This is a genomic window from Dactylosporangium sp. NPDC000521, from assembly GCF_042898305.1.
Classification (GTDB): domain Bacteria; phylum Actinomycetota; class Actinomycetes; order Mycobacteriales; family Micromonosporaceae; genus Dactylosporangium.
The window spans coordinates 528,686-551,823 of sequence record NZ_JBIAYW010000005.1; the positions used below are offsets into that span (position 1 = coordinate 528,686).

The window sequence follows — 23,138 nt, forward strand, 5'->3', positions numbered from 1 at the left end:
CGGCCCCGGAACCGTGCACCGCAACGGCGGTCGCCGCACCGCGTGTCGGGCCGGCCAGCCGATATGCTGGTCGGTGATGAAACAAGCGGGTGAAACAGAGCAGCGGCAGCGTGTCACCATCCGCGACGTCGCTCAGCAGACCGGCCTGTCCATCGCGACCGTGTCGCGGGTGCTCAACGGCCGCTCCAACGTCGCGCCCAGCACCCGGGACCGGGTCCTCGAGGCGATGGGCGGCCTCGGCCGGCAGGCGCCGCGGCGGCGGGGGTCGGGCGCGCAGAAGGCGGACAACGGCGTCTACGTGCGCTGCCCGTACGTGCTGACGGACTACTTCGGGCTCATCGTGTCCGCCATCGCGGAGGCGCTCGACGTGCACGGCATGCACGCGATCGTCGACGCCGGCGAGTCGTCGTGGAAGCGCACCGAGGTGCTCAAGACGCTGACCGGCTGGCCGCAGGTCGCGGGCGCGCTGCTCATCCTGCCGTCGGAGCCGGAGGAGGACCTGGAGCGGCTGCGCGACCAGGGCTTCCCGTTCGTGGTCGTGGATCCGCGCACGTCGCCGCCGCGCGACATCGCGGCCGTGTCGGCGGCCAACTTCGCCGGCGCCCGGCGGCTCGTCACGCACCTGACGGAGCTCGGGCACCGCCGCGTCGGCATCCTCGGCGGGCGCCCGGGCTGGATGGCCAGCAGCGACCGGCTCGCCGGCTGGCTCGCACCGCTCGTCGGCGCCGGCGTGCTGCCGGAGCCCGACCTGGTGCGCGCCGTGTCCGACCCGACGGTGGAGGAGGGCTACCGCGCCGCCGGTGAGCTGCTCGACCTGCCGCAGCGGCCGACGGCGATCGTCGCGTTCAACGACAAGATGGCCGTCGGGGCGCTGCACGCCGCCGCCGACCGGGGGCTGCGCGTGCCGCACGACCTGTCGGTGGCCGGCTTCGACGACATCGAGCTCGCCCGGGCCACGCACCCGGCGCTCACCACGGTCCGCCAGCCCCTCGGCGAGATGGGGCGGATGGCGGTCAGCCTGCTCGGGCGGATGCTGGCCGGGCACGAGCTCGACGCGCTGCACGTGGAGCTGGCGACGGACCTCGTGGTGCGCGGCTCGACCGGTCCGGTGCCGTCCTGACGCGTGTTTCATAAGAACTTCCATCGGATCCTGAAAAAAGGTTGACACGCTGCCGCGGCGACGTGTTTCCTTCGTGTTACAGGCGTCGATGGATTCCGCGCGCCTCCACCATCCGCAGAAGGAGGCGCCGTGAGGCGATCCATCTCCGTGGCCGCCGTCGCACTGGTCACCGCCGGTGCCCTGGGAGCCGCCGCCGCCCCTGCCGCGGCGAACGCCCAGCACGGGTCCCTGGTCACCGGCACCTACTCGACCGGCGCCGCGCACTGGCAGCCGCTGCCGGACGTCCGGGTCGGTGCCGGGGCCGGCGTGAAGGCCGACGCGACCGTCGTCGTCGACCCGAGCCGGACGCGTCAGTCGTACACCGGCATCGGCTTCTCGATCGACGAGACCTCCGTGTCGAACCTGTGGAAGCTCACCCCCGCCGAGCGCGAGCGCGCCGTCCGGCTGCTCGTGGACCCGCGCACCGGCGCCGGCCTGGACCGCTTCCGGCTCACCATCGGCAGCCCCGACCTCATCGAGCACCTGCCGTTCTGGTCCTACGACGACCTGCCCGCCGGCGTCACCGAGGACCCGGACCTGCGGTACTTCTCCATCCAGCGCGACATCGACCTGCACATCGTCGACACGGTCAAGCTCATCCAGAAGTACAACCCGCAGGCGACGTTCCTCGCCTCCGCGTGGAGCGCCCCGGCGTGGATGAAGACCAACAACCGCTTCCTCGGCGAGGTCGCCCTCAAGCCCGGCAGCACCAGCGAGTACTACCAGGTCGGCAAGCTCCGCGACGACCGCATCGACGTGTTCGCCCGCTACTACGTCAAGTACGTCCAGGCGTACGCCCGCCTCGGCATCCGCGTCGACGCGCTGACGCTGCTCAACGAGCCCGGCATGGACGTCGTCTACCCGGCCATGGACATCAGCGTCGAGCAGCAGCAGAAGCTGTCCGTGGCGATCGACCGGGAGCTGCGCAAGGCACGCCTCGACGTCGACCTGTACATCCACGACTTCAACTTCTGGGACTGGCGCGATCCGAACAGCACCGCCACCAAGAACTACTACCGGGTGCTGGACGACCCGGCCGCCGCCCGGGCCGCGGACGCGATCGCGTTCCACCCGTACTGGGGCGACCCCACCGTCATGCGGGACGCCTACGAGCAGACCGGCAAGCCGGTGCACCTCACCGAGACCAGTGACCTGTCCCCGGCCACGGTCCTCGCCGACTTCCGTCTCGACGCGTCCTCCTACGTCATGTGGGCGCAGGCGACGGATCAGGACGGCGGCACCCTGCACTGGACCCCGGCCCGCGACAACAACGTCGACTGGGACGAGGTCGCCCGCACCACCAAGTGGCCGGACCGGCTCGTCAAGGTGGACACCGCGGCCCGCACGTTCACCGTCCGCGAAGAGCTCTACCAGCTCGGGCAGTTCAGCCGGTACCTGACGCCCTCGCACGTCCGCGTCGCCTCCAGCGGCACCTCGGGCGGGATCGGCAACGTCGTCTTCCGTGACCGGCACGACGGGTACGTCGCGGTCATCGGCAACGCGCTCGACACCGACCGCACCGTGCGGGTCGTGCTCGCCGGGAAGTCGTTCGTCGCCACCGTGCCGGCGCACGCCTACGCCACGTTCCGCTGGGACGCCGAGCTGCCCCGCGGCCGCAACCACGCCCCCGTCCTGCGCGACCCGGGCCCGGTCGTGGTCGACCAGTACGCCACCTCGACGCTGCGGCTGCAGGCCACCGACGCCGACCGCGACGCCCTGTCCTTCTACGCCACGGACCTGCCCGACGGCGTGACCGTCGACGCGGCCACCGGCGTCGTCTCGCTGCACCCGACCGTCGCCGGCGCCTTCGACCTCACGGTCACGGCCACCGACGGCCGCGCCAGCGCCGCGCGCACCATCCACGTCACGGTCCGGCCGCACGGCGCGCCCGTGGGGGAGAAGGTCGAGGCCGAGGCGTACGTGGCGCAGCACGGCTGGACCGACGGCGGCCCGAACTTCATCGAGTCCAACCCCGCCGCCAGCGGGGGCCGCAACGTCGGGTGGACCGCGGCCGGCAACTGGCTCGCCTACCGTCTGGACGTCGCCGCCGGCACCTACGACGTGGAGCTGCGCGTCGCGACCGGCACCGGCGGCCCCCTGCCCGGCGCGATCTCGCTCCGCGACGCGACCGGTGCGGTCCTGGCCACGGTGTCCGTGCCGGACACCGGCGGGTGGGGCGCATACCAGTCCATCCACGTCCCGGTCACCGTCGCCACCGCCGGCGACCAGCAGCTGACGCTGTTCTGCGAGACCGGCGGGTTCAACGTCGACTACCTGCGACTGACCTGACCTCCTGCCGCGCCGGCCCCGTCGGATCCCTGGGTACCCCGGATCCGGCGGGGCCGCGTCGTGTGCCGCCGAACGTTACGGGCGCGGCACGAGGCGGTAAATTCCGCGGCCCCGAGGGGTCGCGCGCGCCGGTCATGGAGCGCTCCAGTGCCTGTTCCCGGAGGTTCGGGACCTAACGACCTAGGGAATCCGTGAGATCCGCCAGGGCGCCACCGGGCAACTTCGTCTATACGCTGCGCATCGACATTGATCACGCACGGCAACCGACGAATCGGAGTGCGCGCCGCGATGCGTCTTTCTCAGTGCACGAAATCATGTTGTCCTTCCGGCGGTGGCCGATGACCGGGCACGGGCTCACCCGCCGGCAGATGTCCGGCGGCGGCGTCTGGCTCTTCCAGATCGGCGCCAGCTCGCCGATGGCGGTCCTCGCCGGCGGTATCGTCGCCACCTTCGCCTCGACGGGGATGGTCGCCACCCCGCTCACCTTCCCGCTGCTCGGCATCGCGCTCGCGCTGCTCGCCGTCGGGTACGTGTCGATGGCCCGCAACGTGCCGCACGCCGCCCCCGCGTACGCCCTGCTCGCGCACGGCTTCGGGCCGACCGCGGGCATCATCGGCGGAGCCCTCGCGCTGGTGTTCTACTCGTGCATCCAGCTGAGCCTGTACGGCCTGGCCGGCGCCACCCTCACCGGGCTGCTCGGCGGCGACTGGGTCGTCTGGGCGGCAGTGCTCTGGCTCGCCGTCGCCGTCTGCGGGCTGCTGCACGTGTCGCTGTCCGCGCTCGTCGTCGGGTCCGTGCTCTGCGTCGAGCTGGTCGTCATCGCCCTGTTCGACCTGGCCGCGTTCGCCCACCCCGCCGGCGGGTCCGTCAGCACCGGCCCGATCAGCTTCGCCGGCCTGTGGACACCCGGCATCGGTGGCGCCCTCGCGCTCGGCATCGCGGCGTTCATCGGCTTCGACACGGCGCCCGCCTACAGCGAGGAGGTCCGCACCAGCCGCAGCATCACCCGCGCCACCGTCGGCGCCCTCATCTTCATGCCGCTGCTCTACGGGCTGTCGGCCTGGGCGCTCGCCGCGAACGTCGGCGCCGACCGGATCGCCGCCGTCGCCGCCGACCCGGACGCGGGCCTGCCCTTCAACGTCCTCGACGAGTGGTACGGCAGCGGCCTCAGCCTCCTTGCCACGATGCTGCTCATCACGTCGGTCTTCGTGGCGATGCTGTCCTTCCACAACGTCCTCGCCCGCTACGCCTTCGGGATGGCCCGCGAGGGCGTCCTGCCGGTGTGGCTGGCCCGCACCGGCGCCGCCGGGCAGGCCGAGGGCGCCCCGACCGGCGGCTCGATCCTGCAGAGCGCGAGCGCGCTCGTGGTCGTCGGACTGTTCGTCGTCCTCGGCGCCGACCCGGTCACCGTGCTCTTCACTTGGCTGTCCGCGGCCGGCGCCATCGGGATCCTGCTGATGCTGGTGCTCATCTCGGCCGGGAGCATCCGGTACTACCGGCGCGGCGGCGGCTCCAGCGAAGGACTCCTCGTCAGCACCGTGCTGCCCAGCCTGGGCGTGATCGCGGGCGCAGGCATCCTGCTCGTCACCCTCACGAACCTCTCCTCGCTGCTGGGGATCGCCGGCGACTCGATCCTGCAGGCCGTCATCCCCGCCGCCGTGCTCATCACCGTGCTCATCGGGGCGGTCTGGGCGCTCATGCTGCGGTCCCGCCGGGCGCCGGTGCTCGCCGACGTCGGGCGCGGCAGACCGGACCCGCTGCGGGTACTGGACCTCCGGCTCAAGGACCTCGATGTCTGAGCCCGCGTCCAACTCCTCGTCCGCGCCCGGATTCCCGTTCGCGTCCAACTCCTCGTCTTCGCACGGGTTTCCGCTCGCGTCCAACTCCTCGTCTTCGCACGGGCTTCCGTTCGCGTCCAACTCCTTGCCCGCGCGGGGTTCCGCGTTCACCGCCGGCGCGGACCGGGCCGACGGCCGGGTCCCATGGCCGTCGGCGCACCGCCGGTCCGCCCACGACGGCGCCGAGTCCGACGGCCGTCACCTGCGCGCGGTGCCGCCCGAGGTGCCGCGCGGCAGGGGCGACGGCAACGCCGAGGCCGGCGTCACCGCCGCGTTCCGGAGCGAGGTCGTCTCCCGGCTGCGGCGCTTCTCCGTCCTGCACACCCGCCACGTGTGGGAACGCCGCCGCCGCGACCCGCTCAGCCCCCACGGCATCGCCCTGTTCTACCTCGAGCGCGGCGTGCCGGCGCCGCAGCAGTTGCGCACCGCGACCCGCATCTTCCTCGCCGACGACGAGGCCGACGACCTGCCGATGCTGCTGTACGGCCTGGCCCGGCACGCGCACGAGGGCTACCAGGCCGACCCCGGCTTCGACCCGCGGACGCGGATGGCCAACAAGTGCGACTCGATGTCGGCCGACGCGGTGTTCACCGGCATCGGCGTGTGCACCCTCGACACACCGTTCGGCACCTGGGCCGACGCCCAGCGGCAGGCAACCAACGAGTTCGACCTGCCCGGCCGGTGCTACGCCCGCCTCATCGACGGCACCCGGCTGCTGCTGGACCGTGGCGGGCGCAAGCAGTTCAACGGCCTCACCGTCGAGAGCTCCGTCGACGACGCCAACACGCGCTACGGGGTGCCGAGCATGCAGTGGCGCTGGAACCCGGAGCTCGCCGAGATCGAGCCGCACGACCCCGCGTACCACGTGTGGCGCTGGATGAGCGAGCTCGGCCGGATCGTCGACGCCGGGTCGCAGCCGCGATGAGCGCCCTCCCGGACCCGGCCGTCGGTGGCCGCCTCGACCAGCTGTACGCCGACCTGACCCGGCACGCCGAATACGACCTCGGCTTCCCCGGCGCCACCGACCTGCCCGACATGACCGCCGTGGCGCGCTTCGAGCGAGTCCTGCTGAACAACGTCGGGCACCCGTACGCCGCCGGCGGCTCGTACCGGCTGCACACGAAGGTCGTCGAGCGCGAGGTCGTCCAGTTCGTCGCCGACCTCGTCGACGCACCGCCGGACAATCGCCACGGGTACGTGACGACCGGCAGCACCGAGAGCAACCTCTGGGCCCTGTGGCAGGCCCGCCGGCACCTGCCGGGCGCGGCCGTATTCGCCTCCACCGCCGCGCACTACAGCATCGCCAAGAACGCCGAGCTGCTCGGCATGCGGCTGCACCTCGTCCCCGCCGACGACCGCGGCGAGATCCGCTACGACGACCTGCGCGCCGCCGTCACCGAGCACCGCGGCCGCGGCACCGGCGTCATCGTCGTGGCCACCGTCGGCACCACCATGACCGAGGCCGTCGACGACGCCGCCCTGATCGACAAGGCCCTCGCCCTCGCGGACGTCGACCCTGAGCGGCGCTGGATCCACGCCGACGCGGCCCTCGCCGGCATCCCGCTGGCGCTCTGCGACCCGCTGACCCGGCCCGGCTTCACCTTCGCCGACGGCGTGCACTCCTTCGCCGTCAGCGGTCACAAGTTCCTCGCCACGCCCTTCCCCTGCGGGATCGTCGTCGCCCTCGCCGACCGCCACACCGACCGGGGCAGGATCACCTACACCGCCGCCCCGGACAGCACCATCACCGGCTCCAGGTCCGGCCATGCGCCGTTGTGGCTCTGGTACCTCCTGCGCCACTGGGGCCTGCCGGGGCTGCGCGGGCGGGCCGCCGCCTCCAGAGACCTCGCCGGCTACACCGAGCGGCGGCTGCGCGGGATCGGCTGGCCGGCGTGGCGCGCCCAGGAGCACGCCTTCACCGTCGTCTTCCCCCGCCCGCCGCAGTCCCTGCTGGACCGCTGGCCGCTCGCCACCGACGACCACGGCAACGCCCACGTGGTCTGCATGCCGGGCAAGACCTGCGAACTGGTCGACCGGTTCGTCGCGGATCTCGCCCAGGACCTCAGGGGCGCCGTCCCCCCGCCGGACCCGAAGGCCTGCCGACCGGGTTGACGAGCGTGACGCCCGCCGTGATCAGGAGCAGGCCGAGCGCGGTCAGGGTCGTGGTGTCGACGCCGGTGACGGGCAGCGCCGCCGAGCACGCAGCTGGTGGCGGTGCGGTGCCGGTGATCGCGCCAGTGGTTCCGTTCAGCGTCAGCCCGGCCGGCAGCGTCCCCCGGTCACCGCTCACGTGCAGGGTCCGGTGCCGCCAGTCGCGGTCAGCGTCGCGGTGTACGGCACGCCCACGACCCCGGTCGGCGGCGTCGCGTTTTTCGGGTAACTCCCTCTTATACCGGCAGCGCCTCGGTGTCGAGACAGCTGTCCGGAATCCAACAAGTCCGATGAATGAATCCCGACCGGGACGCTAGGTTGGGCCTAACGGGGGTCTGATGGTCGGCGTGGCGGCGGGTGCATCCCGCAGGGACCACCGCCTCCGCAGCACGGCAGCCGCCGCGCCGGTCATGAGATCCCAGCTCATGCCGCCCAGCTCGGCCGCCCGCGCACCGCTCTCGGTGCGAAAGATCCGGATCGGGCCATGTCACGGGGCCCAGTCCATCAAGGCATGCCCCTCGATCATGTGGTCGATCGACGGCGACACCTCCAGAATCTCGCTCACTCGAGAGAGCGGCGGGTGTGGGCATAAGGTCGGCCCGACACGGCGACCTTCGTGAGGACGGGGGCAGGACATGGACCAAGGGACCCGCGACGAGGTGCTGGCCCACCTGGCTGAGGCGGTCGGGTCCGTCACCGCGGCCCACCCGACGCGGGTCGCCGTCGACGGGCCGCCCGCCGCGGGCAAGACCACCCTCGCCGACGAACTGGCCGCCGTCCTGCGCACACAGGGCCGCGCCGTCATCCGCGCGACGATCGACGATTTCCTCTTCCCCCGGGCCCAGCGCTATCCGCGCGGCGAGTACTCGGCCGAAGGCTGCTACTTCGACACTCACGACAACGACGCGCTGACCCGGGTCCTGCTCGACCCGCTCGGCCCGGGCGGAGACCGGCGCTTCCAACAGGCGGTCTACGACCACACGGCGGACACCGCGCTGTCCCCGCCGGTCACGACCGCCCCCGCCGACGCCGTGCTGCTCTTCGACGGCGTCTTCCTCATGCGCCCGGAACTGATCGACCGATGGGACCTGCGCGTCTTCGTGTCGACCGCACTCGAGAAGACCGTGGACCGTGCCGTGATCCGAGAGCGCCGGGTGTCGTCCCGGGCCGACGTCGAACGCCGCTGGCGCGAGCGCTACATCCCGGCCCAACAGCTCTACTTCACCACGGTCCGCCCGACCGAACACGCCGACATCATCGTGCACAACGACGAGCCCCAGCAGCCGGCCTGGGAAACCCGAACACGCTGACCGCACTGCGCGGGTCGGCGGCGGTCTGGAGTTCGGGGCAGTTGCCGAGGACCGCGGTTGGGCGGGGGTGCCGGCAGTTCCAGCCGGTGATCTGCCGTGCCGACAATGGCTTCGGAACCGCTCGGAGGCCGGGTCGTACCCGGGTGCCGTTCGACGAAGTCACGGACATGCCAGCCCCCGGTCAAGCCGAAGCGATCCCGGCCGGGTGGCACCGGCCCTCGGACATGCCAGCCCGATCACGCCGGACACGGTCCTGGCCGGCCGCCGATGCAGTCCGGTTACGACGGCCGTCGGTCGCGTCACGGCCTTCGGCACGCCGGCCCCGGGCATGCGAGGCTCCGGGCACCTGGGCGGCCGGGACGCCAGGCGCGGACCTTGAGTTTTCGTGCGTCACTGCGGCTGACATGACCCAGGTCGTATCTCCGTGTGCGTGCCACCGAAGGTGTGACCGACCGGAATGCGCCCCCGACGGACGGCGCCCCCGACGGATGGCGCCCCCGACGGACGGCGCCCCCGACGGACAGCGCCCGTGACGAGCGGTGTCCCGTGACGAGCGCCGTCCCCGGGCGTCAGGCGACTCGGCGAGTCAGGCGACCGAGCGCCTCTGGCAGGCAGCACGCTCAGCGTCCAACGTGCGCCGGGAAACCCCACGCGGCCGTCTGGGACCCGGTGGGCGACGGCGGCCGGCCGGGTGGGGGCGGGTCAGGACAGGATGGTGGCGATGGTGGACTCGTCGCCGGCGGAGAACGCTGCGAGCAGTGCGGCGAACTGGTCGGCCGGCAGGATCCGGATGCCGAGCTGCTCGGCCTTGTCGGCCTTGGAACCGGCGCCGTCGCCGACGACGACCAGGTCGGTGCGCTTCGAGACGGAGCCGGAGGACTTGCCGCCGAGGCGCTCCACGGCTTCGTTGCCCTCGTCGCGGGTGAGGCCGGGGACCGAGCCCGTGACGACGACGGTCATGGGGGTGCCGTCGGGGCGGCGCAGCGGCAGGGCGACGGTGGCGCCGGCCGTGGGGGAAGCGGCGTCGGAGTCGGTGGAGGCGGCGGGCGGCGCGGGCAGGTCGGGCTCGGTCATGTTGACGCCGCGGGCGACGAGCTTCTCGATGACCGGGGCGAGGTCGACCAGCTCGGCGGCGATCGTCACGGCGCGCTCCGGGCCGACGCCCTCGACCTGCTGCAGGTCCTCGACGGACGCGTCCAGCAGGGCCTGCATCGTGCCGAAGTGGCGGGCCAGGCGGCGGGACATGGACCGGCCCGTCATCCGCACGCCGAGGCCCGTCAGCACGCGGGCGAGGGGCTGGCTCTTGGAGGCCTCGATGGCGGCGACGAGCTTCGTCGCGGACACCTCGCCCATCCGGTCCAGACCGGCGACCGCCGGGACGTCGAGGTCATACAGGTCGGCGGGGTCGGTGACGAGGCCGGCGGCGACGACCATGTCGATGATCTTGCCGCCGAGGCCTTCGATGTCCAAGGAGTGGCGGGCGGCGTAGTACGCCAGGGACTCGTGGGCGCCGCAGACCCGGCCGCGGGTGCAGCGCCAGCGCTTCTGGGTGCGGTCGATCTCGCCGTCGCAGCGGGGGCACCTGGCCGGCGGCTCGAACGGCACCGAGTCCGCCGGACGCTCGTCGAGCTTGGCGCCGGTGATCTCGGGGATGACGTCGCCCGCGCGGCGGACGAACACCACGTCGCCCGGGCGCACGTTGCGCCGGACCAGGTCGTCGAAGTTGTGCAGCGTGGCGAACGTGACGGTGACGCCGTCGATCTGCACGGGCTCCAGCACCGCGACCGGGGTGATCACGCCGGTCCGGCCGACCTGCACCTTGATCTCCAGCAGCCGGGTCATGCGCGTGTCGGCGGGGAACTTGAACGCCACGCCCCACCGCGGCGCCCGGCTGGACGAGCCGGCGGCGTCGCGGTCGGCGGGCAGGTCGGCCTTGATGACCGCGCCGTCGATGCCGAACCCGAGCGTGCCCCGGCTCGCGCTGAGGGCGTGCACCGCGGTGAGGATCTCGTCGATGGTCTGGCAGACGGGCGTCCCGGCGACGGAACCGCCGGTCGTGGCCACCCCCTGCCGCTCCAGCTCCGCCATCGCCTCGGAGTGCGGGCCGGTCGGAGGCTCGTCGCGGTGCACGGAATAGGCGAGGAACGACAGCGGCGCGTCATAGGTGCGGTCCTGCGCGCGCAGCGTGCCGGCGGCGGCGCTGCGCGGGTGCGCGAACGCCAGCTCGCCCGCGCCCGTGCGCATCGCATTGGCCACCTCGAAGTCGGCGTCGGTCATGAAGACCTCGCCGCGCACCTCGAGCGTCAACGGTGCGGCGAGCCGCTCGGGCAGCCCCGCCGCCCGCCGGGCCTGCCCGGTGACGTCCTCGCCGGCGCGGCCGTCGCCGCGGGTCGCGACCTGCACGAGCCGGCCGTCGACATAGCGGGCGGCGACCGCCAGCCCGTCGATCTTCGGCTCGACGGTGAACCCGCCGACCGGCCGCCCCACCAGCTTCTCCAGGCGGGCCGCCCACTTGCGCAGCGTGTCCTCGTCGAACACGTTGTCGAGGCTGAGCATCGGGGTGCTGTGCACGACGTCGCCGACGACCCCGCCGCCGGCGCCGACGACCTCGGTCGGGGACTCGTCGGCCTTCCACTCCGGATGGGCGGCCTCCGTCGCCGCGACCCGGGCCAGCAGCGCGTCATACAGCGCGTCGTCCATGGCGAGATCGGGCCCGCTGTAGTAGGCGGCGGCCGCCTCGCGGACCTCACCGACGGCGGCCTGATACTCCTCGGCGCTCGCGAACGGCTCCGCCCGCGCGGCGTCGACGACCAGCCCTGCACCAGCTTCCTGCACCACGGCATCCCCTCTCCAGATGCCAGCAGCCTAACGACGAGGTATGACAAAAACGGGGCACGACAGCAACGGTGCTGCCGGCGGCGACCTGACGGCCATGGCCGACCCCGTAGGCAACGAGTCCTGCGTCGAGCAGGCAGGACACGGGCAGCACCCCAGGGTCATCCGAACGGCCATTTCCGCCCCCGCGACGACCCCCAGCACGGGGTATACCGCCCGGCACGGCGTACCGTGGCAGCGCTAACATCAACATGGGGGGAGGGCGATGCGTCCAACGAGCCAGGGCCGGGCAGCGGTCATGAACGACGTCGCGCGACTCGCCGGCGTGTCCCACCAGACCGTGTCCCGGGTCCTGAACCAGCACCCGAGCGTCAGCCCCGCCACGCGTGAGCGGGTGCTCGAGGCGGTCCGGCAGCTCAACTACCGTCCCAACGCGATGGCCCGCGGCCTCGCGGGGCGGCGTTCGCGGGTGATCGGCGTCGTCAGCTTCGACACGATCCTCTACGGCCCCGCCTCGACGCTGCTGGGCATCGAGCGCGCCGCCCGCGCCGCCGGCTATGGCGTCAGCATCGTCACGCTGGAGCAGGTCGACCACAGCGGCATGGTGTCCGCCCTGGAGGCCCTCGCCGACCAGTCCGTCGCCGGCGTCGTCGTCATCGCCCCGCAGACCGCGGCCGCCGCGGCGCTGCACAGCCTCCCGCTCGGCGTCGCCGCCGTGGCCGTCGAGGCGGTCGTCGGCGGCGAGATCCCCGCGATCTCCGTCGACCAGGTCACCGGTGCCCGCCTCGCCGTGCAGCACCTGCTGAGCCTCGGCCACCGCAAGGTCTGGCACCTGTCCGGCCCCCGCGACTGGCTGGAGACCCACGGCCGCATCGAGGGCTGGCGCGGCACGCTCGAGGACGCCGGCCTGCCCGCCCCGCCGCTCATGACCGGCGACTGGTCCGCCCGCTCCGGCTACCAGGCCGGCCTCGAGCTCGCCCGCCGCGACGACGTCACCGCCGTCTTCGCCGGCAACGACCAGATGGCCCTCGGCATGATGCGCGCGTTCCACGAGCACGGCATCCGCGTCCCCGACGACGTCAGCATCGTCGGCTTCGACGACATCCCCGAGGCCGAGTTCCTGTCCCCGCCGCTCACCACGATCCGGCAGGACTTCGACGAGGTCGGCCGCCGCTGCATCGCCGCCCTGCTCCGTGCCATCGAGGCCGACCTCCCGGAAGGCCCCGACCGCCCCGAGCCCGACCCCCGCGTCGCACCCACCCTCGTCCTGCGCCGCAGCACCGCACCCCCGAAACGCTGAAGAGCGGCAGCCCCGGAAGCCGAAGAGCAGCGGCGCAGAAGAGCCGAAAGCCGAAGAGCAAGAGGCTGGCCCCGGTCCGTCGTGGCGCGGACCCGTTGCTCCCGCGGGCTCCGGTCGGGCCTTGAAGGCCCTCCCTCTCCCTCCGCGTGCAGTTGCGACACCGCGGCGCCGGCCGGAGCGCCTGCGCGCCCCGGCCGGCCAAGGCCGCGACACGGCCTGCGGCCGTGAAAACCCCGAGCCGCCCGGCCGCTTCGATCACCGAGGCGGGTCAGTGGCAGGTCCAGGTGAAGGGTTCGATGGAGCCGCCGGTGCTCTTCGTGGCCGCGCCGGCCAGCACCTTGCCGTCGGCGCTGACGGATTCGATCTGCGCGTGGTCGTACCCGCGAGGCGCCGGCACCGGGGTCACCGTGGTGCCGGTCCAGAGGACGGCGCCGTCGAAGCGGTTGACGGCGACGGTCCCGTCGGCGGCGACGCTGTTGCCACCGGCGAAGACGTCCGCGGCGGTCAGCGGCTCGACGGTGCCGGCGGAGAGGTGCCAGCGGGCCGGTGGGACGGCGCCGGTGCCCGTACGGCGGCCGGTGGCGGGGTCGAAGGCGTTCAGCACCAGGAAGTTGACCGGACCGACGGCCCAGTCGCCGGCGATGCGCTGCGCGATGCCACCGGGCTGGCCGGGCGGGGTCGGCAGGATCGTGGTGGTGAGGTCGGCGTTCCACAGCACCGGCTGCTCGCCCTGGCCGAAGTCGCCGACGATGCGCCCGTCGTCGGCGATGTCGTAGGCGGCCGAGGACCTGCCGGACGGGGTGGGCAGCAGCACCGCGACGTCGGGGGCGCCGTGCCGCCACAGGACGGCACGGAACTTCTTGCCCGGCATGGTGGCCTCGCCGACGATGTCGCCGGCGGCGTTGATGCCGCGCGCGCTGACCGACAGGGCACCGGACGGCTTCGGCAGGAAGGCGAGCGCCCCCGAAGCGGTGGTGCGGAACGCGGCACCGTCGGCCGACTCGCCGTCCTTGCCGATGACGGTGCCGGTGGAGCTCATCGCCGTGACCTGCATCCGCTTGCTGGTCGTGAACCGCTGGACCTCCACGCCGTCGCGGTACACGATGAGCAGGCCCGGCCCGGGAGCGCGCTGGAACGCCAGGTAGCGCCCACTCGGGTCGGTGTGCGCGGCGCCGATCTCCTCGTTCCCGACGGGCAGCCGGGCGGCCACGCAGCCAGAGGCGGTCGGCGAAGGCGCAGGAGGGGCGGGGTCCGAGGGAGTGCCGTGCGGTGCCCGTACCGCGGCCGCGACACCGACGGAGACGATGAGGACGACGAGGGCCGCGCACACCCCGGTGACCGCACCGCGGCGCCGCCGCACCCGGGCACGTCCGGCGGAGATGACGTCGTCGACCCGGACCCGGCTGTCCGGCACGGGCTCGTCGGCCAGGATCGCGAACGGGTTGTCGTTCATGCCGCGCTCCTCGTGAGCTCGTCGAGCATGCGGCGCAGGTTGCCCAGGCCGCTGAAGGTCTGCCGTTTCACCGTGCCCTCGGAGCGGCCGAGGATCCGCGCCACCTCGGCGACCGGCAGGTCGCACAGGTAGCGCAGGACGACGACCGTGCGCTGCCCCTCCGGCAGCCGCCGCAGCGCCGCCCGCAGCACCATCCGCTGCTCGACGAGCGGGTCGTCGGCGGCGACGGGGATGTCCGGGGTGGTCGCGCGCAGCTGGACCCTCGCCCACCAGCGCCGCCGGTCGGAGAGGCAGGACCGCACGACCATGGTGTGCACGTAGGCGTCGAGGTTCGCCACGTCGTGCATCCGGGACCAGCGCTGGTAGAGGACGGTCAGCGCGTTCTGGACCGCGTCGTCGGCCTTGTCGCGGTCGCCGAGCAGCTGGAATGCGACCCGGTGCAGGCGCGGTATCCGCGCCTGCACGTACAGGCTGAAGTCGTGTTCGCGGTCCGCGCGCACCGTGGTGGGTCCCTTCCCTGGACGTTCCACCACACTGATGCGTCCCGGCGCCCCCATGGTTGACTCCGCGGCGCGACAAGTTTCAGGGTGCGCACCGCGACCCGGGCCTGACATGCACCCGGCCGGGGCGAGCCGCCGGGGGCGGCGTCGAACTGATCAAGCGTCCTCGAAGATCGATGGGTGACGGTGCCGTTACAGATACTGCGAAAGCCGACGGTGGCGCCGGTGAACCGGACGGGAATAGCATCGGCCGGTATCTTCACGCATGGGCTGATGCAATTGGCACACCAGCCCACGCGTGATCATTGGTGCACAGGATCGAGGAATCGGGAAAAGCGTCAGCTGATCACATCAAAAATGCCGTGCTTGGCGTCGGACAGGAACGACTTCCAAGCGGCTGGACTGAACCGTAAAACGGCTCCGTCCGGATTCTTGCTGTCGCGCACACCGACAGCGGAGGCAGCGACTGTGACTTCCACACAGTTGTTGCCGCCGTTGCCGTTGCTGTGGCTGCTTTTGCGCCAGCCGGCGTCGGTGAATCGAGCGGGCAAAACGTTCACCTCCTTTCTCGTGAGCTGAGCCGGCCGCGCGGGGGCGGCGGCCGGCTCAGGCGAGCAGGCGTTCGATCAGGTGCACCGTCGACGCCTCGCTGAGGGCCTTCGTCTCGAGCCGTTCGAACTCGTCGCGGTAGCGCCTGACCTCCGCAGGCTGCTCCTCGTAGTAGTCCCCGGCAAGGCCCTCGAGGTAGATGACATCCAAGTGGGCGACGTCCGGGAACTCCAGGAACGTGATCGGGCCGCCCATGAACGGGTGCTCGCCGGCGGTGAACGGCACGATCCGCACCGACACGTTCGGCAGCGCCGCGACGTCGATGAGCTTGCGGTACTGCTCCTGCATCACCGACGGGCCGCCGACGACCCGGTGGATCACCGACTCGTCGAAGAGGGCCACGAGCCGCAGCGGACTGGCCGCGGTGAGGCGCTCCTGGCGCAGCCGGCGCAGTGCGACCCGCCGCTCGATCGACTCCCTGGTGTCGTTGCGGCGGCCGATGCCGATCAGCGCCCGCATGTAGTCCTCGCACTGCAGCAGGCCCGGCAGCACGATGGGCTCCCACACGCGGGTGATCGACGCGTCCGCCTCCATGCCGACGAAGTTCCCCGGCCGCATGACGTCGCGGTAGTCGGTCCACCACGTGCGCTGCTTGCTCTGCCGGGCCAGGGCCAGCAGCGCCTCCCGGTAGTCCGGGTCGCGGACCCCGTAGAGGGTCAGCAGGTCGTTGACGTCCCGGGCGGTGACCGGCACGCGTGCGTTCTCGATTCTGGTGACCTTGGCCGAGTGCCATTCGAAGTGCCGGGACACGGATTCCTGCGTGAATCCGGCTTCTTCGCGACTTTTCTTCAGTTCCGCGGCCAGCCGACGGCGGCGAAGCGTCGGGCCCTCGTCCTTTGCGGCGTCAATGTCCACGGTATTGATCATATGCAATTCGCGTGATGCGCATACCCCGAGTCTAGTACTCGTTGCACTACGCGCCGTGTCTGGTACATGATGCTCGGGGACATCGAAGCCAGCACATGCTGCTGGTCCGTTCGCTGACGTGCTCGGGGCAGATCTCGAGGGAGCGTGGTCGCGATGCTTGCCAACGGCTATTACCTGATTGCCCATGACGATCGAACCGGCCGGTCCAGGCTGCACCCACGTGCCGCCGGACTCGGATTGGCCGCTGCCCTGCTGGGTGAGCTGATGCTGTACGGGCGGTTGCGCGCCATGACCGGCGACCTGTACGTCGTCAGCCAGGAGCCACCAGGCGACTCCCTGGCCCACACCGTGCTCGACCTGCTGATCGCCCAGCCGCAGCACCGGGAGATCCGCACCTGGCTGGCGTACCTCGCGGCCGACGCGACCGACCAGGTCGGCGAGCGGCTGCTGCGCGCCGGCGTGGTCGAGCCGGTCACCCGGCGCAAGCTGCTCAGCGCGTCGCAGACGCTGTACCTGCCGCTCACCGCCGAGCAGCGCAACACCGCCGCGTGGGAGTCGATCCGGCTGTCCGAGGCGCTCGCGCACCGCCGGTCCATGGGCCTGCACGACCGGTCGCTCATCGCGCTGGTCGTCGCGACCGGGCTGACCCGGCACGTCTTCGCCGGCGTCCAGGAGCAGCGCGAGTGCATGCGGCAGCTGCCCGCGATCATGGCGTCCCTGCCGGACGACCTGGTCCAGCTCGTGCAGTACACCGAGGCGGCGGTGGGCTCCGCGCTCGCCGTCGGCCGCCGGTGACGCGCGCGGTGGGCCGGCACCACTATCACCGCGGGAAGCTGCGCACCAGCACGGCCGACCGTGTGAGGAGACCGAACATGGCGCGTTTCGCACCGAGCGGGCCCGACATCGTGACCCGCGGTCTGGCCAGCAACCGTCTCGGCGTGCCGTCCATCGTGTTCTTCGGCGTCGCGGGGGCGGCGCCGCTGACCGTGATCCTCGGCGCCATCTCGACGATCTACGCCGTGGTCGGCAACATCGCCGTGCCGCTGGTGTACTTCGTCGCGGCGCTCATCCTGTCGCTGTTCACCGTCGGGTTCGTGGCGATGAGCCGGCACATCGTCAACTCCGGAGCGTTCTACTCCTACATCAGCCACGGGCTCGGCCGGGTCACCGGCGTGGCGGCGGCGTTCATCGCGCTGCCGGCCTACGCGGCGATGCAGATCGGCCTGTTCGGCCTGCTCGGCGTCGTGGCGAAGGGCATCCTGGCGGCCAGCGGGATCCACACCAGCTGGTTCGTCTGCTCGCTGGTCGGGTGGTTCCTCATCGCCGTGCTCGGCGTGCTCTGGGTCGACCTCAGCGGCAAGGTCCTCGCCGTGCTGCTCACCGCCGAGATCACCATCGTGCTCATCTACGACGCGATCATGGTCGCCCACCCAGCCGGCGGGAAGGTGAGCACCGAGGCGCTCGACCCGGCGCAGCTGCTGACCCCCGAGGTCGCGGCGATGCTGGTGCTCGCGATCGCCGGCTTCGTCGGCTTCGAGGCGACCGTCGTGCTGTCCGAGGAGGCCAAGGACCCCAAGCGCACGATCGGCCGCGCCACCCACTGGGCGGTCCTGCTGCCCGGCCTGCTGTGCGGCGTCTCGGCATGGGCCATGTCGGTGAACACCGGCTCCGGCAACATCGTGCAGGCGGCCAAGGACCAGGAGACCGACCTGGTCTTCGCGCTCGTCGGGCCGTACGTGCCCGAGGCGCTGATCAACGTCGGGTACGTGCTGTTCCTGACCAGCGTCTTCGCCGCGGCCCTGGCGTTCCACGCCGCGGTCGCCCGCTACCAGTTCGCCCTGGGGCGGGAGCGGGTGCTGCCCCGGCTGTGGGGTGTGGCGCATCCGCGCACCGGCGCCCCGCTGATGGGCTCGATCACGCAGAGCCTGCTCGCGCTCGGGGTGCTGATCGTGTTCCGGGTGACGGGCGTCGACCCGCTGATCCACCTGTTCGCCTGGGGCACCGTCGTCGGCGGCCTCGGCGTGCTGATGCTCATGTGGGGCGCGTCCGCCTCGGTCATCGCGTTCTTCCTCCGGCACCGCCGGCGGGAGAACTTCTGGCGCGCCCAGCTCGCGCCGCTGCTCGCGTTCCTGTTGCTCAGCGCGGTGCTCGCGGCGACGGTCATCGGACTCGGCGACCTGCTGCAGGTCGACAACGACTCGGTGTTCAACTGGGTCTTCTCCGCCGCCTACGGCGGCTTCGCGATCCTCGGCATCATCTGGGCGCTGGTCATGCGCGCCGCCCGGCCGGACGCCTACGCCGGCATCGGCCGCGGCGCCGAGCAGCGGGTCATCCCGGAGAGCGCTGGGCTGCCCGTCTCGCACGCGCTGCCCCGTACCGCGGATGTCGTCCACCACTCATAAACCGACACCGAAAGAAGATGGTCATGACGCATGCCATTCAGGATGTCGTCGTCCGTGACATCGAACCGGTCGACACCGACGCCATCACCGACGTCCTCGTCGCCGCCATGAGCGACGGCCTGGTCGCCCGGTGGATGGCGCCGGACGCCGACGACCGGCGCGAATACAGTCCCGAGTACTTCTCGATCTTCGCCGAGCACGCCGTGCGGCACGGCGAGGTGTACGCGACCGTCGACCCGTTCGACGGCAGGCCCTCCGGCGTCGCGCTGTGGTTCCCGCTGACGCACGCGATCCCGCCGCCGGTGGATTACGACCGGAGGCTCAAGGAAGCGGCCGGCCCCGCGTTCGACCGGGCCTGCCGGCTCGACGCGATGCTGGAGGAGGAGCACCCGCTCGTCCCGCACCACTACCTGGCGTTCCTGGCCGTGCGGCCGGAGCGGCAGAACCTCGGCATCGGCAGCTCGCTGCTCGCCAGGCACCACCGCCGGCTCGACCGGGCCGGGATCCCCGCCTACCTGGAGGCCAACGATCCGCGCAACCGGGCGCTGTACCTGCGCCACGGCTACGAGAGCCGCCCGCCGATCCTGCTGCCGGACGGTCCGCCGGTCTGGCCGATGTGGCGCCCGCCGAGCACGTGAACCCGCCCGCCGACCCTGCCGCCGGGCGGTCCGCCGGCCCGGCCGATGTGGCGTTCGCCGGCCCGGCCGGCGCGGCGTCCGCCGAGCACGCGGACACGCCCGAGCTGCTGATCGACCTGGCGAAGGTGGCGGCCGGGTACCGTGCCGTGACCGCCGGGCTGCCGGGCATGACGGTGCACTACGCGATGAAGTGCAACCCGCACCCGGAGGTCCTCGCGGAGCTGCACGGCCTCGGCTGCCGCTTCGAGATCGCGTCCGCTCCGGAGCTCGACCTGCTGGCCACCGCCGGCGTCGACCCGGCCGACGTGCTCTACAGCAACCCGGTCAAGCCGGCCGCCCACATCGCCCACGCGCATGCGAAGGGCCTGTGGCGCTTCGCGTTCGACTCCGAGGAGGAGCTGGACAAGCTCGCCGCCGCCGCACCCGGCGCGGCCGTGTTCGTCCGGCTCGCCGCGCACCAGATCCGCAGCGGCGTGCCCAGCGAGGGCAAGTTCGGCGTCGACGCCGCCACCGCCACCGCCCTGCTGCTCGGCGCCCGCGACCGGGGGCTGCGCCCCTTCGGGGTCGCCTTCCACGTCGGCTCGCAGATGCTGCTGCCGCAGGCGTGGCGGGCGCCGCTGCGCGCCGTCGCGCAGGTCATGGACAAGCTCGCCGCCGAGCAGGTGACGCTGGCGATGGTGGACGTCGGTGGCGGCTTCCCGGTCCGCTACGACCGTGCCGTGCCGCCGCTGGCCGACTACGCCGCCGCGATCGGCACGGGACTCGCCGGCCTGCCGTACGACGTCCCGGTCGTCATCGAGCCCGGCCGCGCGGTCGTCGCCGAGGCCGGCACCCTGCGCGCCACCGTGATCGGCACCGCGCTGCGGCACGGCCGGCGCTGGGTCCACCTGGACGTCGGCGCGTTCAACGGCCTGATGGAGAGCCTGGAGACCGGCAACGAGCTGCGGTTCCCGGTCACCGACTCGCGGCGCGCCAGGGCTCGCGAGCGCTGCCACCTCACCGGCCCGACCTGCGACAGCCAGGACACCATCCTGTTCGACGTGGAGCTCTCCGCCGGCCTGCGGGCCGGCGACGAGGTGTACATCGGCAGCGCCGGCGCGTACACCAGCGTCTACGCCTCGTCGTTCAACGGCTTCCCGCCACCCACCGTCCGCTGCACCCGCGGGGGCGCCTAGGCGCGGGCGGCGCTGGCGCGGACGACCAGGGACGGGGTCAGGTGCACGGGGGTGGTGGGCAGGGGGGTGCCGTCGAGGCGGGCGACGAGCAGGTCGACGCTGCGCCGGCCGAGCTCGGCGAAGTCCTGGTGGACGGTGGTGAGCGGGGGCAGGAAGTAGCCCGACTCGGGCATGTCGTCGAAGCCCACGATGCTCACGTCGTCCGGGACCGTCCGGCCCGCCTCGTGAAACGCGCGCAGCACGCCCAGGGCGATGTGGTCGTTGCCGCAGAAGACGGCGGTGACGGCGGGGTCGGCGGCGAGCAGCTGGCCGCGCAGGTAGCCGGACCGGGCCGACCAGTCGCCGGCCGCGACCGGCGGCACGGGCGCCCCGGCGGCGTGCAGCGTCTGCCGCCAGCCGTCGATCCGGTCGCGCCCTTCAGGCCAGTCGGCGGGGCCCGGGACGTGGTGGACGGTGCGGTGGCCCAGATCGAGGAGGTGCCGGGTGGCCAGGCAGGCGCCTCGGACGTTGTCGACGCGCAGCATCGGCACGGCGCCGTCGTCGGCGCCGCCCACCCCGACGGCCGGCGTGCCCGGCGGCGCCTGCGCGAGGGCGTCGGCGACGGAGTTCTTCGGCGCGATCGCGATGATCCCCTCGACCGCCTGGGCGCACAGCTGCTCGACGGCGTCGAGGACGGAGTGCCGGTCCAGCGACCGGACGGTGGCGATGCTGACGTAGTAGCCGGCCTCCCGGGCGGCCTTCTCGATCCCGTAGATCATCGACGCGGGCCCGGCGAGGGTGGTCTCGAAGCCGATCAGCCCGATCGTGCGGGACCTGCTCGTCACGAGGGTCCGCGCCGCGAGGTTGCGGCGGTAGTTGAGGATGCGCACGGCGTCCAGGACCCGGCTGCGGGTGCCGTCGCTGACGTTGGGCAGGTCGTTGAGCACCCGCGACACGGTCTGGTGCGACACCCCCGCGAGGCGCGCCACGTCGCGCATCCCGACCTTGCGCGGCGGCGGCGCCGGCACCGCGTCGGGCGCCGCGCCCCCGGCGTGCGCGACCGGCCCCCGCCGGCTGCGGTCGGGGCCGGTGGGGGAGGGGAACCCGGGCCGCCGGACCGGCGCCACCGTGAAACCGCCTGATGGGCGACCGGTGCCCGGGGATCCGGTTTGTCCCGGCGCATGGCTTTCGATGTCTGAGGACATCGCCAGGTTGCCCGGGGACAGGTGGCTGCCGGCCGGAACATCACGCGACGCGGGCGTGGGATCACGGTCCGTCGAACCTGGACCGCCGTGAGCGGCGGAGACGCTACGTTCCGTAGAAGTGGAAGCACTTTCGGTGGAAGTGGGGGCGGTGGTGGCGGTGCGCGCGGAGGCTGCGCGGTCCCGCCCGGAGCGCGCGGGGTGGGTCAACGAGCACCTCCGGTCACGAATCGACGTCACGGACTTGACGTCGGGGATGAGAACGCTAACACTCTCGACATACAAGCGCGACGGCCAATGTAATCCAGGCCGGAGCGAGGTACCCCCACTGCCACACACCCCGGCGGTGGGGCGGTCCGCCCTTGAATGTGAACGTTCACTAGCTCTGGCGCAAGACACCCCGTGAGGAGAGGCGTAGTGCTGAAGAAGTGGTCCGCGGCCGTGCTCGGCGGTCTGCTGGTCGTCGGCGCGCTCGGCGCGTGCGGCGGCGAGAAGGAAGGCGACGCCGGCAGCGGCACGAAGAAGGACGACGGCAAGATCACGATGGGCTTCGCCCAGGTCGGCGCCGAGTCCGGCTGGCGGACGGCGAACACCAAGTCGATCCAGGAGGCCGCCACGGCCGCCGGCATCGACCTGAAGTTCTCCGACGCGCAGCAGAAGCAGGAGAACCAGATCAAGGCGATCCGCAGCTACATCGCGCAGAAGGTGGACATCATCGCCTTCTCGCCGGTCGTCGAGTCGGGCTGGGACACCGTGCTCAAGGAGGCCAAGGACGCCAAAATCCCGGTGATCCTGACCGACCGCGCGGTCGACTCGAAGGACACCTCGCTCTACAAGACGTTCATCGGCTCCGACTTCGTCCTGGAGGGCAAGAAGGCCGGTGAGTGGCTGGTCAAGGAGTACCAGGGCAAGACCGACACGGTGAACATCGTCGAGCTGCAGGGCACGACCGGCTCCGCGCCGGCGAACGACCGCAAGTCCGGCTTCGCCGACGTCATCAAGGCCGACCCGAAGTTCAAGGTCATCGCCTCGCAGACCGGTGACTTCACCCGCGCCAAGGGCAAGGAGGTCATGGAGGCCTTCCTGAAGGCCAACCCGAAGATCGACGTGCTGTACGCGCACAACGACGACATGGGTCTCGGCGCCATCGAGGCGATCGTCGCGGCCGGCAAGAAGCCCGGTGTCGACATCAAGATCGTCACTGTCGACGCGGTCAAGGACGGCATGACGGCCCTGTCCGAGGGCAAGATCAACTACATCGTGGAGTGCTCGCCGTTGCTCGGCCCTCAGCTCATGGACCTGGCCAAGAAGGTCATCGCCGGTGAGACCATCCCGCAGCGGGTGCTGACCGAGGAGACCACGTTCACCCCGGAGCAGGCGAAGGCCGCGCTGCCGAACCGCAAGTACTGAGAGGCGCAACCATGGGGACCG

Annotated in this window: 19 protein-coding genes; 12 read left to right on the forward strand and 7 right to left on the reverse strand. The window is 72.1% G+C overall.

The annotated features are described in order from the left end of the window. The first annotated feature begins 76 nt into the window (after positions 1–76). The 5 genes from ACFY3L_RS20355 (at position 77) to ACFY3L_RS20375 (ending at position 7,398) form a co-directional block, all read left to right on the forward strand. The gene (locus tag ACFY3L_RS20355) at positions 77–1,120 is read left to right on the forward strand and encodes a LacI family DNA-binding transcriptional regulator (RefSeq protein WP_389325880.1); all 1,044 of its coding nucleotides are present in this window, start codon (positions 77–79) and stop codon (positions 1,118–1,120) included. 129 nt (positions 1,121–1,249) lie between these two features. Then, a complete protein-coding gene (locus ACFY3L_RS20360; RefSeq protein ID WP_389325883.1) occupies positions 1,250–3,448 on the forward strand; it encodes a carbohydrate-binding protein in 2,199 nt (732 codons plus the stop codon). A 338-nt stretch (positions 3,449–3,786) separates the two neighbouring features. Continuing rightward, positions 3,787–5,247, forward strand: coding sequence for an APC family permease (locus ACFY3L_RS20365; RefSeq protein ID WP_389325885.1), 1,461 nt, complete (start codon positions 3,787–3,789; stop codon positions 5,245–5,247). After that, positions 5,240–6,211 (forward strand): hypothetical protein, encoded by a 972-nt coding sequence (locus tag ACFY3L_RS20370; protein ID WP_389325888.1) that lies wholly within the window; start codon positions 5,240–5,242, stop codon positions 6,209–6,211. The genes ACFY3L_RS20365 and ACFY3L_RS20370 overlap by 8 nt, the downstream gene beginning before the upstream one ends. Then, positions 6,208–7,398, forward strand: coding sequence for a histidine decarboxylase (locus ACFY3L_RS20375; RefSeq protein WP_389325891.1), 1,191 nt, complete (start codon positions 6,208–6,210; stop codon positions 7,396–7,398). Before ACFY3L_RS20370 ends, ACFY3L_RS20375 begins: the two co-directional genes overlap by 4 nt. Here the strand turns inward: ACFY3L_RS20375 and ACFY3L_RS20380 are convergent. Continuing rightward, entirely contained in the window at positions 7,349–7,576 is a 228-nt protein-coding gene (locus ACFY3L_RS20380) for a putative Ig domain-containing protein (protein WP_389325894.1), read from the reverse strand. The genes ACFY3L_RS20375 and ACFY3L_RS20380 overlap by 50 nt on opposite strands. A 496-nt stretch (positions 7,577–8,072) precedes the next feature. On the opposite strand from ACFY3L_RS20380, the gene ACFY3L_RS20385 reads away from it, so the two are divergent. After that, positions 8,073–8,747, forward strand: a complete 675-nt coding sequence (locus tag ACFY3L_RS20385) for an AAA family ATPase (protein ID WP_389325897.1) — start codon at positions 8,073–8,075, stop codon at positions 8,745–8,747. 702 nt (positions 8,748–9,449) lie between these two features. On the opposite strand, the gene ligA is transcribed toward ACFY3L_RS20385, so the two are convergent. Next, positions 9,450–11,585 (reverse strand): NAD-dependent DNA ligase LigA, encoded by a 2,136-nt coding sequence (gene ligA / locus ACFY3L_RS20390; RefSeq protein ID WP_389325899.1) that lies wholly within the window; start codon positions 11,583–11,585, stop codon positions 9,450–9,452. A gap of 295 nt (positions 11,586–11,880) precedes the next feature. On the opposite strand from ligA, the gene ACFY3L_RS20395 reads away from it, so the two are divergent. Then, positions 11,881–12,882 carry a LacI family DNA-binding transcriptional regulator gene (locus ACFY3L_RS20395; RefSeq protein ID WP_389325902.1) on the forward strand — a complete coding sequence of 334 codons (1,002 nt, stop codon included), beginning with the start codon at positions 11,881–11,883 and terminating at the stop codon, positions 12,880–12,882. A 268-nt stretch (positions 12,883–13,150) separates the two neighbouring features. Here the strand turns inward: ACFY3L_RS20395 and ACFY3L_RS20400 are convergent, their stop codons facing one another. From ACFY3L_RS20400 to ACFY3L_RS20415, 4 genes are all read right to left on the reverse strand, one after another. Then, the gene (locus tag ACFY3L_RS20400) at positions 13,151–14,335 is read right to left on the reverse strand and encodes a hypothetical protein (RefSeq protein WP_389325905.1); all 1,185 of its coding nucleotides are present in this window, start codon (positions 14,333–14,335) and stop codon (positions 13,151–13,153) included. Further along, positions 14,332–14,835: a SigE family RNA polymerase sigma factor gene (locus ACFY3L_RS20405; protein WP_389325908.1), complete on the reverse strand. Its 504-nt coding sequence runs from the start codon at positions 14,833–14,835 to the stop codon at positions 14,332–14,334. Before ACFY3L_RS20405 ends, ACFY3L_RS20400 begins: the two co-directional genes overlap by 4 nt. A 338-nt stretch (positions 14,836–15,173) precedes the next feature. Beyond that, the gene (locus ACFY3L_RS20410) at positions 15,174–15,386 is read right to left on the reverse strand and encodes a DUF397 domain-containing protein (RefSeq protein ID WP_389326106.1); all 213 of its coding nucleotides are present in this window, start codon (positions 15,384–15,386) and stop codon (positions 15,174–15,176) included. 55 nt (positions 15,387–15,441) lie between these two features. Further along, positions 15,442–16,299: a helix-turn-helix domain-containing protein gene (locus ACFY3L_RS20415; protein ID WP_389325911.1), complete on the reverse strand. Its 858-nt coding sequence runs from the start codon at positions 16,297–16,299 to the stop codon at positions 15,442–15,444. 165 nt (positions 16,300–16,464) lie between these two features. Between ACFY3L_RS20415 and ACFY3L_RS20420 the strand changes: the two genes are divergently transcribed. The 4 genes from ACFY3L_RS20420 to ACFY3L_RS20435 all read left to right on the forward strand — a co-directional run bounded on the left by ACFY3L_RS20420 (position 16,465) and on the right by ACFY3L_RS20435 (position 20,526). Continuing rightward, positions 16,465–17,106, forward strand: a complete 642-nt coding sequence (locus ACFY3L_RS20420) for a GPP34 family phosphoprotein (RefSeq protein WP_389326109.1) — start codon at positions 16,465–16,467, stop codon at positions 17,104–17,106. A gap of 77 nt (positions 17,107–17,183) precedes the next feature. Continuing rightward, on the forward strand, positions 17,184–18,713 hold the full coding sequence (locus tag ACFY3L_RS20425; protein WP_389325914.1) for an APC family permease: 1,530 nt from the start codon (positions 17,184–17,186) through the stop codon (positions 18,711–18,713). Between the two features lie 23 nt (positions 18,714–18,736). Then, entirely contained in the window at positions 18,737–19,351 is a 615-nt protein-coding gene (locus ACFY3L_RS20430; protein WP_389325917.1) for a GNAT family N-acetyltransferase, read from the forward strand. Then, the gene (locus ACFY3L_RS20435) at positions 19,330–20,526 is read left to right on the forward strand and encodes a type III PLP-dependent enzyme (RefSeq protein ID WP_389325919.1); all 1,197 of its coding nucleotides are present in this window, start codon (positions 19,330–19,332) and stop codon (positions 20,524–20,526) included. The genes ACFY3L_RS20430 and ACFY3L_RS20435 overlap by 22 nt, the downstream gene beginning before the upstream one ends. Here ACFY3L_RS20435 and ACFY3L_RS20440 read toward each other — a convergent pair. After that, positions 20,523–21,503: a LacI family DNA-binding transcriptional regulator gene (locus tag ACFY3L_RS20440; protein ID WP_389326112.1), complete on the reverse strand. Its 981-nt coding sequence runs from the start codon at positions 21,501–21,503 to the stop codon at positions 20,523–20,525. The genes ACFY3L_RS20435 and ACFY3L_RS20440 overlap by 4 nt on opposite strands. Before the next feature lie 621 nt (positions 21,504–22,124). On the opposite strand from ACFY3L_RS20440, the gene ACFY3L_RS20445 reads away from it, so the two are divergent. Beyond that, positions 22,125–23,117, forward strand: a complete 993-nt coding sequence (locus ACFY3L_RS20445; protein ID WP_389325922.1) for an ABC transporter substrate-binding protein — start codon at positions 22,125–22,127, stop codon at positions 23,115–23,117. The last annotated feature ends 21 nt before the right edge of the window (positions 23,118–23,138 follow it).

Coding starts and splice junctions, on each gene's coding strand:
- ACFY3L_RS20395 (WP_389325902.1), top strand. CDS start 11,881: ATGAACGACGTCGCGCGACTCGCCGGCGTGTCCCACCAGACCGTGTCC.
- ACFY3L_RS20425 (WP_389325914.1), top strand. CDS start 17,184: ATGGCGCGTTTCGCACCGAGCGGGCCCGACATCGTGACCCGCGGTCTG.
- ACFY3L_RS20365 (WP_389325885.1), top strand. CDS start 3,787: ATGACCGGGCACGGGCTCACCCGCCGGCAGATGTCCGGCGGCGGCGTC.
- ACFY3L_RS20385 (WP_389325897.1), top strand. CDS start 8,073: ATGGACCAAGGGACCCGCGACGAGGTGCTGGCCCACCTGGCTGAGGCG.
- ACFY3L_RS20420 (WP_389326109.1), top strand. CDS start 16,465: ATGCTTGCCAACGGCTATTACCTGATTGCCCATGACGATCGAACCGGC.
- ACFY3L_RS20375 (WP_389325891.1), top strand. CDS start 6,208: ATGAGCGCCCTCCCGGACCCGGCCGTCGGTGGCCGCCTCGACCAGCTG.
- ACFY3L_RS20355 (WP_389325880.1), top strand. CDS start 77: ATGAAACAAGCGGGTGAAACAGAGCAGCGGCAGCGTGTCACCATCCGC.
- ACFY3L_RS20430 (WP_389325917.1), top strand. CDS start 18,737: ATGACGCATGCCATTCAGGATGTCGTCGTCCGTGACATCGAACCGGTC.
- ACFY3L_RS20440 (WP_389326112.1), bottom strand. CDS start 21,503: ATGCGCGACGTGGCGCGCCTCGCGGGGGTGTCGCACCAGACCGTGTCG.
- ACFY3L_RS20400 (WP_389325905.1), bottom strand. CDS start 14,335: ATGAACGACAACCCGTTCGCGATCCTGGCCGACGAGCCCGTGCCGGAC.
- ACFY3L_RS20370 (WP_389325888.1), top strand. CDS start 5,240: ATGTCTGAGCCCGCGTCCAACTCCTCGTCCGCGCCCGGATTCCCGTTC.